This is a genomic window from Fulvivirga lutimaris, assembly GCF_009711525.1.
Classification (GTDB): Bacteria; Bacteroidota; Bacteroidia; order Cytophagales; family Cyclobacteriaceae; genus Fulvivirga; species Fulvivirga lutimaris.
This window is the reverse complement of sequence record NZ_SMLV01000405.1, coordinates 16,800-31,421: the sequence shown is the minus strand read 5'-3', so window position 1 is coordinate 31,421 and position 14,622 is coordinate 16,800. Positions and strand designations below refer to the sequence as shown.

Annotated in this window: 12 protein-coding genes; 6 read left to right on the top strand and 6 right to left on the bottom strand. The window is 37.9% G+C overall.

Going from position 1 to position 14,622, the window contains the following annotated elements; all coding sequences use genetic code 11:
- The first annotated feature begins 173 nt into the window (after window positions 1–173).
- Together E1140_RS14380 and E1140_RS14375 are read left to right on the top strand one after the other, a co-directional pair.
- A complete protein-coding gene (locus E1140_RS14380) occupies window positions 174–1,406 on the top strand; it encodes a nucleoside recognition domain-containing protein (RefSeq protein ID WP_155185183.1) in 1,233 nt (410 codons plus the stop codon).
- Window positions 1,407–1,448: 42 nt separating this feature from the next.
- Window positions 1,449–1,904 (top strand): DUF7832 domain-containing protein, encoded by a 456-nt coding sequence (locus tag E1140_RS14375; RefSeq protein WP_155185180.1) that lies wholly within the window; start codon window positions 1,449–1,451, stop codon window positions 1,902–1,904.
- A gap of 22 nt (window positions 1,905–1,926) precedes the next feature.
- On the opposite strand, the gene E1140_RS14370 is transcribed toward E1140_RS14375, so the two are convergent.
- Window positions 1,927–3,738 (bottom strand): hypothetical protein, encoded by a 1,812-nt coding sequence (locus tag E1140_RS14370; RefSeq protein WP_155185177.1) that lies wholly within the window; start codon window positions 3,736–3,738, stop codon window positions 1,927–1,929.
- A gap of 42 nt (window positions 3,739–3,780) precedes the next feature.
- A complete protein-coding gene (locus E1140_RS14365) occupies window positions 3,781–6,027 on the bottom strand; it encodes a Tex family protein (RefSeq protein ID WP_155185174.1) in 2,247 nt (748 codons plus the stop codon).
- A 169-nt stretch (window positions 6,028–6,196) separates the two neighbouring features.
- On the opposite strand from E1140_RS14365, the gene E1140_RS14360 reads away from it, so the two are divergent.
- A complete protein-coding gene (locus E1140_RS14360; RefSeq protein WP_246202949.1) occupies window positions 6,197–6,805 on the top strand; it encodes a TlpA family protein disulfide reductase in 609 nt (202 codons plus the stop codon).
- On the opposite strand, the gene E1140_RS14355 is transcribed toward E1140_RS14360, so the two are convergent.
- Complete coding sequence (locus tag E1140_RS14355; protein WP_155185172.1) at window positions 6,792–7,484, bottom strand: SIR2 family NAD-dependent protein deacylase; 693 nt, start codon at window positions 7,482–7,484, stop codon at window positions 6,792–6,794. The genes E1140_RS14360 and E1140_RS14355 overlap by 14 nt on opposite strands.
- A 72-nt stretch (window positions 7,485–7,556) precedes the next feature.
- On the opposite strand from E1140_RS14355, the gene E1140_RS14350 reads away from it, so the two are divergent.
- Entirely contained in the window at window positions 7,557–8,195 is a 639-nt protein-coding gene (locus E1140_RS14350) for a redoxin domain-containing protein (protein ID WP_155185170.1), read from the top strand.
- Between the two features lie 32 nt (window positions 8,196–8,227).
- Here the strand turns inward: E1140_RS14350 and topA are convergent, their stop codons facing one another.
- Window positions 8,228–10,543 carry a type I DNA topoisomerase gene (gene topA, locus E1140_RS14345; RefSeq protein ID WP_155185169.1) on the bottom strand — a complete coding sequence of 772 codons (2,316 nt, stop codon included), beginning with the start codon at window positions 10,541–10,543 and terminating at the stop codon, window positions 8,228–8,230.
- 142 nt (window positions 10,544–10,685) lie between these two features.
- Here topA and E1140_RS14340 point away from each other — a divergent pair, with 142 nt between their 5' ends.
- A complete protein-coding gene (locus tag E1140_RS14340) occupies window positions 10,686–11,186 on the top strand; it encodes a SixA phosphatase family protein (RefSeq protein WP_155185167.1) in 501 nt (166 codons plus the stop codon).
- Here the strand turns inward: E1140_RS14340 and E1140_RS14335 are convergent.
- A complete protein-coding gene (locus tag E1140_RS14335) occupies window positions 11,176–11,532 on the bottom strand; it encodes a tellurite resistance TerB family protein (protein WP_155185164.1) in 357 nt (118 codons plus the stop codon). The genes E1140_RS14340 and E1140_RS14335 overlap by 11 nt on opposite strands.
- Window positions 11,533–11,657: 125 nt before the next feature.
- Here E1140_RS14335 and E1140_RS14330 point away from each other — a divergent pair, with 125 nt between their 5' ends.
- Window positions 11,658–12,725 (top strand): agmatinase family protein, encoded by a 1,068-nt coding sequence (locus tag E1140_RS14330; RefSeq protein ID WP_155185162.1) that lies wholly within the window; start codon window positions 11,658–11,660, stop codon window positions 12,723–12,725.
- Here E1140_RS14330 and E1140_RS14325 read toward each other — a convergent pair.
- Window positions 12,715–14,622 (bottom strand): tetratricopeptide repeat protein (locus tag E1140_RS14325; RefSeq protein WP_185153599.1); only part of this gene is annotated, 1,908 nt, incomplete at its 5' end. The genes E1140_RS14330 and E1140_RS14325 overlap by 11 nt on opposite strands.

Sequence of the window (14,622 nt, the reverse complement as noted above, 5' to 3'; positions counted from 1 at the left end):
TATTATAACATCATTTCATACATCCTTTTATTAATCAGTAGCTGTCCGTTATTAATATTGAAAGAATTATTAAAATTGCGACTCCAAAAGTCAAGTTCAACATTTGCCAGTTTCTGAAAATAATTATATAGGTTTACGTGCTTTAACAAATTGAATAATGCCGAAATCGTTCTATGGTTCTTAATTATATCTGGTTCGCATTTTTTGTTATTGCCTTTGTAGTAGCACTAGTTAAGGTCATCTTCTTCGGTGATTTGGAGGTGTTTACCAATATGGTAAATGCTACTTTCGACATGTCCAAAACTGGTTTTGAGATATCTCTTTACCTTACTGGGGTGATGTCTCTTTGGTTGGGTTTAATGAAAATTGGTGAAGAAGGTGGAATGGTGAGAATCCTCTCAAGGCTCATTGGCCCATTTTTCCATAAATTATTTCCTAGTGTACCAAAAGATCATCCTGCTACAGGATCTATCATAATGAACTTTTCAGCGAACATCTTGGGGCTTGACAATGCCGCCACTCCTTTAGGCCTTAAAGCCATGAAAGAAATGCAGAGCCTGAATGAAGATAAAAAGACCGCCTCTGATGCTCAAATCATGTTTTTGGTGCTAAACACCTCAGGGCTCTCTATCATACCATTAACAATTTTGGTTGACCGATCTGTACTCAATGCCACCAACCCCACAGATGTATTTCTACCTATTTTGTTAGCCACTTTTTGTTCTACTATAGTCGGGTTAATCACTGTTTCTATTTACCAAAAAATTAATTTACTGGATAAAGTAATTATCAGCTACTTAGGTGGTTTCACCTTACTAATGGGAGGATTGGTTTACTATTTAACAACCTTGAGTCAAACTGACCTTAATACCTTCTCCACTTTTGCCAGCAACTTTATCATCTTCACTCTCATGATAAGCTTTCTTCTTTTAGGATTCAGGAAAAAAATTAATCTCTATTCAACATTTATTGAAGGTGCTAAAGAAGGTTTTAAAATTTCAGTTAAAATAATTCCATACCTCATAGCCATTCTTGTGGGTATAGGTGTTTTTAGAGCTTCTGGTGCATTGGATTACTTAATTGAGGGTATTAGGTTCGTTGTTGCAGCTATTGGTGTAGATACTGCATTTGTTGATGCTTTGCCTGTTGCCGTTATGAAGCCTTTAAGTGGCGGAGCTGCACGAGGAATGATGATAGAAACTATAAACACCCATGGTGTAGATACTTTTGTGGGACAAATGGCTAGTGTATTTAGAGGAGCCACCGAAACTACTTTTTATATTGTAGCCGTTTATTTTGGATCGGTAAATATTAAAAATGTAAGGTATGCCATAACTGCAGGACTGATTGCTGATTTAGCAGGAATAATTGCTGCAATAGTTTTTGGTTATATGTTTTTCCATTAAAGTGCAAATGACTATATTCAAAAGATTATAAAAGGTGAAGCTATGAGCGAAAAGAAAACAGATATTCAAAAAACCATCTATGATAATGCTAAAAGTCATTTCTTAGGTAATTTCCCTGATTCGCTACCCATAGAACAGGCCTACGTCCATATTGGAATGTATCTTGGTTGGGTTATCGATAACGATCTTTATTCAGAATATTTTGAAGAAGAAGCAGATATGCAGATCTTCAGATTCAAAAGAAGAGAAATCTCCTGCACTATTTTAAGTGAAATATGGGATGGTTATCTTGGTTTTGAACTATTCAATAAAAGTGGGAATATGTTCACTTACTATTATTATGGTGGTGGATTGTATAGAAATGATTATGATGAGGTGCTAGTTAAAAAGCTGCCGTCCATCTATCACGTAAAAGACTCATGGGATCACTATGAAGCGATAAAAAGAAGGATTGACGTACGCTATCACGACTGGCAGAAACTAGTTGGAAAACAATAAGCCTTGTCATCAAGGCTTTTTTTTATTTCACTGCTCCCTTTTTATCAAGAACTAATCGGTCAGGAATTTCTGCGCCCCCCAAATAATTCTCAATATCATACTCAATGATAATATCTCCAGTATTGTCATTTATCACCAACTCTTTCGGAGCTGTATCAAGTTTAATATCCTTTTCCCAAGCCAACCCATCTGAAGTATATATCTTGCATATGCTTGCTGCATATGTTTCCATCTCAGGTTGCTGAATGTAATACATAACATAGTAAAAATGCCCTTCCTCATCAGCCGCCAACATGGTATTAATGAGGTCAAGGTTTTGCTTTTTAAAGTGTTCATTATCCACTTTAAATTCAACTTTCATTTCCTGCGTTCTGGAATCTGTTATTAAGGCAAAATAACCAGCTGCAGGTTTTCTGCCAGAAAAATACAAGCCTGCAGTTAACTCATCATTAATAACTAGAGGCGCATATTTAGACAAACCGACATTAACACCCTCAAAAATTGGAATTGAATCCGTTTTGCCTATTAACCATTTAGACCTCTCCTTAAGTTTAGACAACAGCTCGTCACTCCTTTTCTTTTCACTGATAGTCAAATCAAGGCTAGATTTTAGGTACTGCTGGAGTCCTTCAAGGTTTTTATACTGAGCGTTAATAAAACTCTCATAGTTCTTGCTATCCTCCACAAGATTTCTTCCAATCAATATATTAATTAAACTGTCCTGGTCATTCAGGAATTTATAATCTGCAGTGGCAACATTCAATTGATAGTCTATATTGCTGCTATCTCTAAAGTAGAGGTGTTCCATCAAATTTGACTTTCTCTTGATGTCCGCAATTTTATATTTAAATAAGTGTTCTGGCATTGGGTCATCATCAAACTCCCTAAGCTTAGACAGCACACCATCCATGGGTTTAATTCTATCAGCCATAGCCATGGAATCAGTCATAATTCGTTCTTCCAATCCATTAAGTGACTGATCATACTCAATCAACTCAGTTCTCAAAGGCACAATTACCTCCTTCACCCCTTCCTTAAAAGAGTCAACCCATTTTTCGAAATCCCAAAAGTCAACATTGTCTGCAGTAATATCTGCCACCGACTCACCGTCCTTCTTATAGTCAACAATATCAGCCATATGCCTGGCAGGTGCGTAGCCAGGTTTGTCTATCTTCTTTAATGTTGCTTCAAAGTAACCAAAATTCTGTTGAGCCACGTTCGCATTGACCTTAAGCTGCTCTATCCTATCAAGAAGCTCCTCATTAGACTGAAGATAAAGTATGGTCTCACTTGGGTAGTCGGCTTTGATCTCCTTAAAATCACCCACCACCTGCTGGTAAGTTGTTTTAGTTTTGTTGTAATAAATTTGAAGCTCCTGAACCTTTGACTTTTTATCCTCCAGCGCTTTTGACTTATTTTCTATATCAAACTGAACATCAGCCAACTTAACCCCAAACTTACCAGTACGGATATCACGTCTTTGAAAAGCCTGATAATACTCCTCGTTCTTTTTGGTTACCTCTTTCTCGTCAATGTATTTTAGAGATTGGTTATAATAATACAAAGCCGAATCAGCATATGACACAAGCTTCTCAGCATCAAAAAGTACGTCAGTAGCGGCTACTTTCCTTTCATATAGATAAGCCATCTGCAAATTCGCATTAGCATCATCTACATTTTTAGGGTCCTTAATATAAGTCTTAAGTAGCGGGTCTGAATCTTTATAGTTCCCTGTTTCAATAAGGTAGAATAGATCCTTATACTTAATCTTTTGTGCCTCAACAATGGTATTGAGCAGCAGAACTAACAAAAAAGAGCCTAGTAGTTTTTTCATAATAAAGCCAAGTTCAATACCAATTTAAAAAATTATGTTGGTTTATCCATTGAACATGCCCTTAAGCTGACTTAACTTATGTTGCAAATCACCCTCAGAAGCCTTTTCATCTTGTCTTTTTGGCTTGGGTTGTGACTTTTTAGCTGGGGCCTTTCCAAATGGATCACTTTTCATAGAAAGCGCAATTCGCTTTCTGTTAATATCTACTTCTGTAACTGTAACAGTCACTTTTTGCTGAACGGCAACAACATCAGCTGGGTTTTTAACGAAAGAATCAGATAAATGGCTGATATGCACCAAACCGTCCTGATGAACTCCTATATCAACAAACGCTCCAAAGTTGGTCACGTTAGTAACAAGTCCCGGTAAAACCATTCCAACTTTTAAGTCGCTCATTTCATTAACACCATCCTGAAAGTTAAAAACCTCAAAGCTCTCTCTTGGGTCTCTTCCAGGCCTTGCAAGTTCGTCAACAATATCTGTTAATGTTGGTAGGCCCACTTTGTCAGTGATATAGTTTTTTAGGTTAATCTTATTTCTAAGATCGCCATTGCTCATTAAATCATTTACTGTACAACCCAAATCCTTAGCCATTTTTTCTACAATACCGTAACTCTCTGGGTGAACTGCTGATTTGTCTAAAGGGTTTTTAGAAGATTGAATTCTAAGGAAACCTGCCGCTTGCTCAAATGCCTTGTCTCCAAGCCTTGGCACTTTGGTTAATGAACTTCTATCCTTAAATGGACCATTCTCATTTCTGAAAGTCACAATACTCTTAGCCAATTGAGGTCCCAATCCTGACACATATGATAGTAGTTCCTTGCTAGCGGTGTTTAGCTCCACGCCTACGGAGTTAACACAACTCATCACCACATCATCTAGCCCGTGCTTAAGAGCATTTTGATCTACATCATGCTGGTACTGACCAACACCAATAGATTTAGCATCCAGCTTTACCAATTCAGCTAATGGATCCATGAGCCTTCTACCAATAGATACAGCACCCCTTACTGTTACATCATGATCAGGAAACTCTTCTCTGGCCACCTCTGAAGCAGAATAAATAGATGCTCCACTTTCATTCACCATCAGAACAAGTATAGACTTTGGTAAACCAAGATCTTTAACAAACTTTTCAGTTTCACGGCTTGCTGTTCCATTTCCAATAGCAATAGCCTCTACCTCAAACTTTTCAACCAGATGCTTTACAACGGCTCCCGATTCAGCAATTCGTTTCTGCGGTTCATTTGGGTAAATGGCATCATTATGAAGCAGCTTGCCTTGTTTGTTTAATACCACCACCTTACAACCGGTTCTGAAACCCGGATCAAGTGCTAATACATTTTTTTGTCCGAGTGGAGCTGCTAACAACAACTTTCTAAGGTTTTCAGCAAATACATTAATGGCTTCCTCGTCTGCCTTCAGTTTAGTTGCCACGCGCATCTCGGTTTCCATAGATGGTTTTAACAATCTCTTATAGCTATCGGCAATAGCTAGCTTAACCTGCTGAGCCGTTTCAGTTTCTTTAGTAACAAATAAATTTTCCAGCAAAGCCACAGCTGCACCTTCTGGTGGAGCAACATCCAAGGCAAGAATCATTTCCTTCTCTCCTCTTCTCAATGCTAATAATCTGTGCGATGGTATTTTTGATAAAGGCTCTTCCCACTCAAAGTAATCTTTAAACTTTTGGCCTTCTTCCTCTTTCCCTTTTATCAGCTTAGAACCGATGATAGCCTCTTTCTCATAATACGCCCGCATCTTTTTCCTTGCTTCCTGATTTTCATTCACCCACTCGGCTATTATATCTCTTGCGCCTTGCAATGCTTCTTCAACAGAATTAACACCCAGCTCTTCATTAATAAACTCACCTGCTACTAATTCAACGTCTAGTGACTCCAAGTCAAATAGACGTTTCGCCAATATCTCTAAGCCTTTCTCTTTGGCAACACTAGCTTTGGTTTTACGCTTCGGTTTATAAGGAAGGTAAATATCTTCTAACTCCGCCAGTGTACTAGCCTTGTTAATTTCAGCTTCCAATTCTGGCGTTAGTTTCTCTTGTTTCTCGATTGATTTTAATATCGCTTCACGCCTTTTTTCTAATTCTCTTAGCTGCTCAATACGATCTCTAATAGTAGCAATCTGTACTTCATCAAGACTTCCCGTCACTTCCTTTCTATACCTGGAGATAAATGGAACTGTTGCTCCTTCATCTAATAGGCTAACCACAGCTGAAACTTGTTTAAAGCTAATATTTAGCTCCCCTGCTACTTTTTGAGAATTATCGATCATATATTATTGAGTAAAAACTTAAAGTAACAAAAGTATAAAATAATGGATTAGACCATTGAAGATAGACCATTAGTTTTTCCACAATTTCAACTTAAAATTTCATTGCCTTGGAACTTTATTACCCTTTAAATTACTTTGGTATTAAATGTGCTTAGCTAACTATTAAAAAATGACAAAAGCAATGAAAAAGGAAATCAGATTTTGGGTAATCATCTCGACAATATTTTTGTCTCTATACCTTTCAGGACTACATACCGAAGTAGCTGGCTTTGCGCAAAGAATGATTTTAAGTACCGGGCTTATTGCTCCTGAAGCAGAAGCTAATTACATCGACAAAAATGAAGATGATTATGATTTTAAATTGAAAAATATAGATGGTACCACTATCTCATTTAATGATTTAAAGGGTAAAGTAGTTTTTATGAATATATGGGCAACATGGTGTGCTCCATGCATTGCAGAAATGCCTAACATTCAAAAGCTGTATGAAAAGATGGATAGTTCAAAAGTGGCGTTTGTCATGCTATCAACAGATCAGTCTGAGACAAAGGTCAACAAATTTATAGACAGAAAAGGCTTCACTTTTCCTGTATATCTGGCAGCCAGCAATGTACCTTCAGAATTTAGGGTGCCTTCTATACCTACAACATTTGTATTTTCTAAAGAAGGGAAAATTGTAAGTAAAAATGTAGGAATGGCCAACTACGATAAGAAGTCTTTTGTTAAATTTCTTAATGAACTAATAGAAGAGGACATTGACCAACCTAGTGATAAGTAGCTCTTAACTCTTGGGCTATTTGCAACAAACCAACAGTAGCTTTTTCCTGAACAAGCTTTAGATTATGTCTATCGCGCACATAAGGCATATTGGGATCAACAACATATACTGGACTGCGATAAGGAACATAATCGATTAAACTGGCAGCAGGATAAACCGCCAAAGAGGTGCCTACTACTATAAAGATATCGGCTCGTTCGCTAATTTTAGATGCTACTTCGATCATAGGCACCATCTCACCAAACCATACGATATTAGGTCTCAACTGTGACCCTTTATCACACTTATCTCCAAGGCCTATTGGTTGATCTCCAACATCATAAATAAGATTATCATCTGCCGTGCTACGAACCTCCGAAAGCCTACCATGAAGATGAACCACATTAGTCGACCCCGCCCTTTCATGAAGATCATCTACATTTTGTGTAATCACAGTAACTTCAAAATCATCTTCTAATTCTGCAAGTACCTTATGCGCTATGTTGGGTTGAGCTCCGGCTGCGGCCTTTCTTCTTTGGTTATAAAAGTCAAGCACCAATTCGGGGTTGTTATACCAGCCTTCAGGAGATGCCACTGCCATAACATCATGTCCTTCCCATAAACCGCCAGCATCTCTGAAAGTAGCTATACCACTTTCTGCACTTACTCCTGCGCCAGACAGAACAACTAGTTTAAGCATAAAAATTATTCAATTAATAAATCTACATTCACCCCATGCTACGTATCTACTAAAATTAAAATTTTATAGCAAATGAACGCTCCAATAAACAGAATAACTTTAGATCTTAATGTAAAAGCACCTGACTTTAACCTTATTGATGTGTATGACAGACCTACTTCTCTGGCGCAATTGAAAGGTAAAAAAGTATTTGTTGCCTTCTTCAGGCATGCTGGATGTCCTTTTTGTAATCTTAGAGTTCATTTCCTACAAAAGCATCACCAGGAATTGAAAGAGAAAGGACTTGAGATGGTCTTCTTCTTTGAGTCTTCTAAAAAAGTATTGTTATCCAGTTCGTTTCATAAGGAGATTTCACCAATCCCATTAATATCTGACGTAGATAAAACATGGTACAACGCATATGGAATTGAAGAATCTGCCGCTAAATCAACTAAGAGTCACCTCACATCATTTATCCAAACAGCTATAAAGGCCAAACTAAACGGGTTGCCAATGCATATGATGGCAGAGAAAGAGTCTATCAAAACAATACCAGCGGAGTTTCTTATTGATGAAAATGGAATCATTAGGAAGATTCATTATGCCAATGGCCTGAACGATAGAATGTCGATAGAACATATCTACAATTTTGCTCAAGGTAAGAACATGGAAAATGCACCGGTTCGGAAATCGGAGAATGGTTTTATGCCCAAACTTGGTTTTTCAGCATAAAAAAAGCCCTGAAATAAATCAGGGCTTTTTTTTTATTTCTTCTTAGCATACCTTCCCTTTTTCTCGGGAGCTTTTTCTGCTAGTTCTATGCATTCTTCCAATGTAAGTGAAGCAGGATCTTTATCTTTAGGAATTTTGACATTCTTTTTACCTGCCTTAATATAAGGCCCAAACCTTCCATTAAGTACCTGAATGTCAGGATTTTCATCAAAAACCTTGATAAACTTATTCTTATCAGCTTCTTCTTTAGCTTTAATAAGCTCGATTGCCCTCTCCGAACCTATAGTGTAGGGATCATCTGTTTTAGGTATTGATACAAACTTGCCATCATACTTAACATAGGGTCCAAATCGACCTAAGCCTACTAACATTGGTTTTCCATCATGATCACCAATTTCACGTGGCAGTTTAAACAATTCAAGGGCATCCTCCAGTGTGATGCTTTCTATAAACTGGCCTTGACGAAGGCTGGCATACTTAGGCTTACTATCTTCAGAATCCTCACCTATTTGAACCAAAGGACCGAAACGGCCCAATCGCGCAATAACCTTTTCACCTGATTTAGGATCAACACCCAGTTCTCTTGAGCTAGGCACATCCGTGCGCTCTATGTTTTCAGTAGTTTCAACTTTAGCGTGGAAGTCCGTATAAAACTCCCCTATCATTTTATCCCACTCTTTAAGTCCCTGAGCAATCTCATCAAACTTCTGTTCTACTTCAGCTGTAAAGCTATAGTTAGTAACGTTCGGAAAGTGCTCTACTAAAAAGTCTGTTACCACCATAGCAATGTTGGTAGGGAACATTTTGTTCTTTTCAGCTCCTGTAATTTCAGTTTGGGTTTTCTCAGAGATGGACTTTTCAGATAAGGTAAGCATTTTATACTCACGTTCCTTTCCTTCACGCAATTCCTTCTCAACATAATTTCGTTTCTGAATTGTAGAAATTGTTGGAGCATATGTTGATGGTCTACCAATACCCATTTCTTCAAGCTTCTTCACTAAGCTCGCTTCAGTGTATCTGGTTGGTGGTCTGGTGAATCCTTGTCTGGCATTCATATGATCAAGCTTAAGCTCTTGACCTATGGTTAAAGGAGGCAACATACCTTTTTGCTCTTCTCCCTCATCCTCGTCATCAGTAGACTCAAGGTACACAGAAAGGAAACCTTCAAATTTCACAACTTCACCTGAAGCTGTTAAAGTATCTGGTAAAGTAGATATGGCAATAGTTGCCGTTGTTTTTTCTATTTGTGCATCAGCCATTTGCGAGGCAATGGCCCTTTTCCAAATAAGATCATATAATCTCAGGCCATTTCTATCACTTGATGGCTGAGTATTAGCAAAATTAGTCGGTCTTATGGCTTCATGAGCCTCTTGCGCTGAATTAGACTTAGTTTTAAAATGTCGAACATTTACAAAATTATCTCCAAACTCCTTTTTGATTTCTGATACTGCGCCATTAATAGCCTCCTCAGATAAGTTAACTGAGTCAGTTCTCATATATGAGATTATACCAGCTTCATAAAGCTTTTGGGCCACACTCATAGTTTGGGAAACAGAAAACCCAAGTTTTCTACTAGCTTCCTGTTGCAACGTAGACGTTGTAAATGGTGGTGCAGGTGTTTTCTTAGATGGTTTCTTCTGTAAATCTTTGATTGAAAAATCAGCATCTACACAAGCTTTTAGAAACTCCATAGCTTCTTCCTCAGTGTCAAATCTCTTAGATAGCTCTGACTGAAGTTGCTTTTTATTGCCTAAATCGAATATCGCACTGATTTTATAAAAGGACTTAGCCTTAAACTTTTCTACTTCACGCTCTCTTTCAACAACCAACCTTACAGCTACAGATTGCACTCTACCCGCTGACAGTCCTGTTTTTATCTTCTTCCAAAGAATTGGAGAAAGTTCAAAACCAACTAGCCTGTCTAAAACCCTTCTTGCTTGCTGAGCATTTACAAGATCAATATCAATGCCACGCGGTGTTTGAATAGCGTTTTGGATGGCGTTTTTAGTAATTTCTCTAAAAACAATTCTTCTGGTGTTAGTATCATTAAGCGATAATGCCTCTTTTAAATGCCATGAAATGGCTTCTCCTTCGCGGTCATCATCACTCGCTAAGTATACCATCTCTGATTCCTTAACAAGTTTTTTCAACTCCTTTATGACAGCCTTCTTATCGGCACTGACTTCATACGTGGGTTTAAAACCATTGATTTTATCAATTGCTTTATCTCCTTTTGGAAGATCACGTACATGGCCATAGCTGGAAGTTACTTTATAATCCTTACCCAAATACCCCTCAATCGTTTTTGCTTTCGCAGGTGACTCTACTATGACTAAATTCTTCGGCATAAATTCGTTGTTTAGCTATTCGCTCAAAATTTCAAAGATGCAATATTTTTTAATATAAAATAATATCGCCCTGTTTAAATAATAAATGGAGTTTTAGTACTTTCAACCATCAGTTGGCGTTAATGTTTAATTATTAAACTCTATGATCAAAAATTTATACTTGCTCAGACACGCTCGTTCTTCTGAAAAAGCTTCAGGCCAACAAGACATTGAAAGAACCCTCAATTCTACTGGTTTGCAAAATGCTACCCGTATGGGTATTAACTTTACACAGAAGAATTATCAATTTGATATTATTCTCTGCAGCCCGGCCATTAGAGCTTTAGCAACTGCCTCTTTAATAGCTGAACAGATAAAGTATGATACTGGAAGGATTCATCAAAATGATGAAATCTATGAAGCATCAATAAGAACACTGCTTAGGGTTGTCAACCAACTAAAAGAAGAATGGAACTCCGTATTAATAGTTGGGCACAATCCTTCTGTCACCTATTTAAGTGAGTACCTAACCAAAGCAGAAATTGGCGATATGACTACTTGTGGAGTGACACACATTCAGTTCGAAAATTTAAAGTGGGAAGAGGTTTCAGAAGCTACCGGTAATTTGGTGAGCTATGAACACCCAGACCAGCTTAACTTTTAGGCTTCTTTGCAGCTTTGAGGTCAATCTTATCTCTGATCTCCTTAGGGCTAAACCCTAATCTAGAGCCTACAAGGTTGATCAACTCCCTTTCAGCATTAGCAAATTCCCCATCTAGCATGGCCAATTCTATCATGTCTTCCATTTGTTTGTCTTTGTCCTGCTGGTTTTGTGGAATAAGAAAAACATATTCATCTGCTCTGTCAATCATGACATTGAGCCTATCAAGTGGAATACCATTATCATAAGCTATTTTGGATAAAGCCACCATTTCTACCTCTGCTATTTTACCATCAGCAGCAGCCAGAGATATTAAATTTCTAAAATGTTCGATGTTTGCGTTAAGCATCTTCAAAAAGTTTTAAACTACTATAGACTAAATCGGAAGTTAATAGAATTTTTATTAGTTAGCACTAAAAATAAAAGTAAAGTGTTTCATTTGCCTTTTAATTGAACATCAACACCTCTGATGCTATGACCAAGAAAGAAGAATTAATTGCCTCATTTGATCCTAACGCTCCTAGTGCACCAGGCAGCCTTTACGGTTTACCTTTTGATCTTGACACAGCTGAGCTCGTAATTATACCAGTGCCCTGGGAGGTTACTGTTTCATACAGTGCAGGGACTGCTGATGGTCCTGAAGCAATTTTGGAAGCATCAGCACAAGTGGATCTATTTCTAAAAGACATAAAGGATGCTTGGCAGATGGGAATGTATCTGCTCCCATCCCCAGAAAATCTTATCGAGGAAAATAAGAAATATCGTGATCTGGCATCTAAGTATATTTCCTGGTTAGAATCTAATGAAGAAGACTGGGTTACCGATGAATTAAAGATTATCCCAAAAGCCATAGACGAAGTGTCTGAAAAGCTCAATATCTATATTAAATCGCAGGCAGTAAAGCTGGCTAACCAAGGCAAAATGGTAGCTCTTTTAGGTGGTGACCACAGTACACCACTAGGATTAATCAAAGCCATGTCTGAGCTACATTCTTCGTTTGGTATCTTGCAAATAGATGCACATGCAGACCTAAGAGAGGCCTATGAAAATTTCACCTATTCGCATGCTTCCATAATGTACAATGCTTTGAAAATTAGAAATGTGAGCAAACTAGTACAAGTGGGCATTCGCGATTATTGTGAGGAAGAGATGGACTATATAAAAGGTTCGAACGGACGAGTAAAAACTTTCTTTGATGAGGATATAAAATCAGCCATATACGAGGGAAAATCATGGAAAGCTATTTGTGACGAGATCATTAAAGAACTGCCCGATTTGGTTTATATTAGTTTTGATATTGATGGTTTGGACCCAAAGCTTTGTCCAAATACAGGAACACCAGTACCAGGAGGTTTTGAATTCAATGATGTAGTCTACTTAATGAAGCAGATTGCAAAAGCAGGAAAACGTATCATCTCTTTTGACCTTAATGAGGTGTCCCCTGGCGAAGACGAATGGGATGCTAATGTTGGAGCAAGACTCTTATATCAAATGGCTGCCATAATGGGAGTATCGCAAGGTAAACTTCAGTTTACACCTTAAAACCCATTACAAGGATATCGTCAGTTTGCTCTCCCTCATTTCGCCAGTCATTAAGCCTAGTTTTCAATTCTTTGTGCTGATCATCTAACGGTTTTTGATGAATTTCTAATAGCATCTTTTTAAAATTGCTAACCATAAACTTCTTATTGTCAGGGCCGCCAAACTGGTCGGGGTACCCATCAGAAAAGATATAAAAAATATCGCCTTCTTCAATATCCAGCTGGTGCTCTTCAAACTTTAAGGGATTTTCGTCCATATCGCCTATGGTTCTCTTTGTCCCCTTCACAACATGGATCTCATTATTTCTAATTTGATACAACGGCCTGTTAGCACCGGAAAAGTATAGTTTACCTTTTTTCCGATCTATAGAACAAAGGGCTACATCCATGCCATGGGTAGATGTTGCTTTATCTGTCTGGTTGATAGAATTTCTTACTTGTTCATCAAGCTTGGTTAAAATTACCGAAGGACTGGTTTCCTGATCTTGATTAATGATTTGCTCCAATGATGAGTGACCAATGACTGTCATAAATGCACCTGCCACTCCATGCCCTGTACAGTCTATGGCAGAAACGACATGTCGATCCTTCAATGCCGAAAACCAAAAGAAGTCTCCAGAAACAATATCCTTAGGTTTAAAAAGTACAAAAAAGTCACTTTGATAGTTTTCAGGAACATTGAATTGCAGCAGTGACCGCTGAACGCTTTTGGCATAATCAATACTCTCAGTGATGCTATCATTTTTCTCCTGAATAATCAATTTCTGATTTTCCAGTTTAATGTTCTGCGCCTCAAGCTGCTTTTTATTCTTTTTGATGGTCCTTAGTTCCTGAAAGATTACCAGGCTTAATCCAACTACAAGAAAAGAGACTATAACAACAGAGGCAATAACAATCTTATCATTCTGAATCTGAAGCTGCTGCAACTCACTTTGCACTTTCAAGGCCTCTATTTCTGCCTGTTTCTTTTCTATTTCATATGCACTTTCCAGTTCAGCTATTCTTCTATCACTCAACTCATTAAAGACTTGCTCTTTGGCATTATTGTGAAGCTGTAAAAAGCTATATGCCATAAACATATCACCACTAGCAAAGTAGGTTTCGGCCAATGAGCCATATATAATCTCAATCAATCTTTTGTTATCAGTTTCCTGAGCTAAGGATAAGGCATCAGTGAAAATTTCAATCGCCTTTTCATTTTGTTTGGTTGACTTATACACGGTACCAATGTTATGCAATGCATTAGCCTGACCGTTTAGATCATTGTGAAGTTTTTCCAGATCAAAGGCACTCTCATAAAACGCCATAGCATTGTCCCATTCTCCTCTTTGGAAGTAGATGTTACCAATATTGTTGAAGGGAACAAAAGCCTGAGAGTTGTCCTCCAACTCCTCATAAATAGTGAGTGATTGCATGTAGTATTTAAGTGCGTAATCGTACTCCTCCAGATCGGTGTAAACATTACCAATATTATTAAGTGTCCCGATTATGCGAAGCTTGTGATCAATACTTTCAAACTGTTCTAAAGCCTTATTGAAATACTCAAGAGCCTTCTCAAACTCTGCTTTTAGTGAGTATATTGTGACTATATTGTTGTATGTGTAGGCCAGCGCATCCTCAAATTTATTCTCCTCTTGTATTCTTACAGATTTCAAGTAGCTATCAAGTGCGTCATCAAGCTGTCCCCTGTTCTTATTAAGAACCCCGATATTATTATAACTAGAGGCCATACCGCTAGGGTCATTGATTTCTTTCGCCAGCTCTAATGCCTGATTGGTATAGTCAAGCGCCTTTGCCGGATCATTGTTCACATATTGTTTGTAGAGCTCGTTAAGAACAATGACTTTATTCTTTCCTTCTGCACTTTCAAGTTGATTTTCAAGACTGTCTATTGTCGG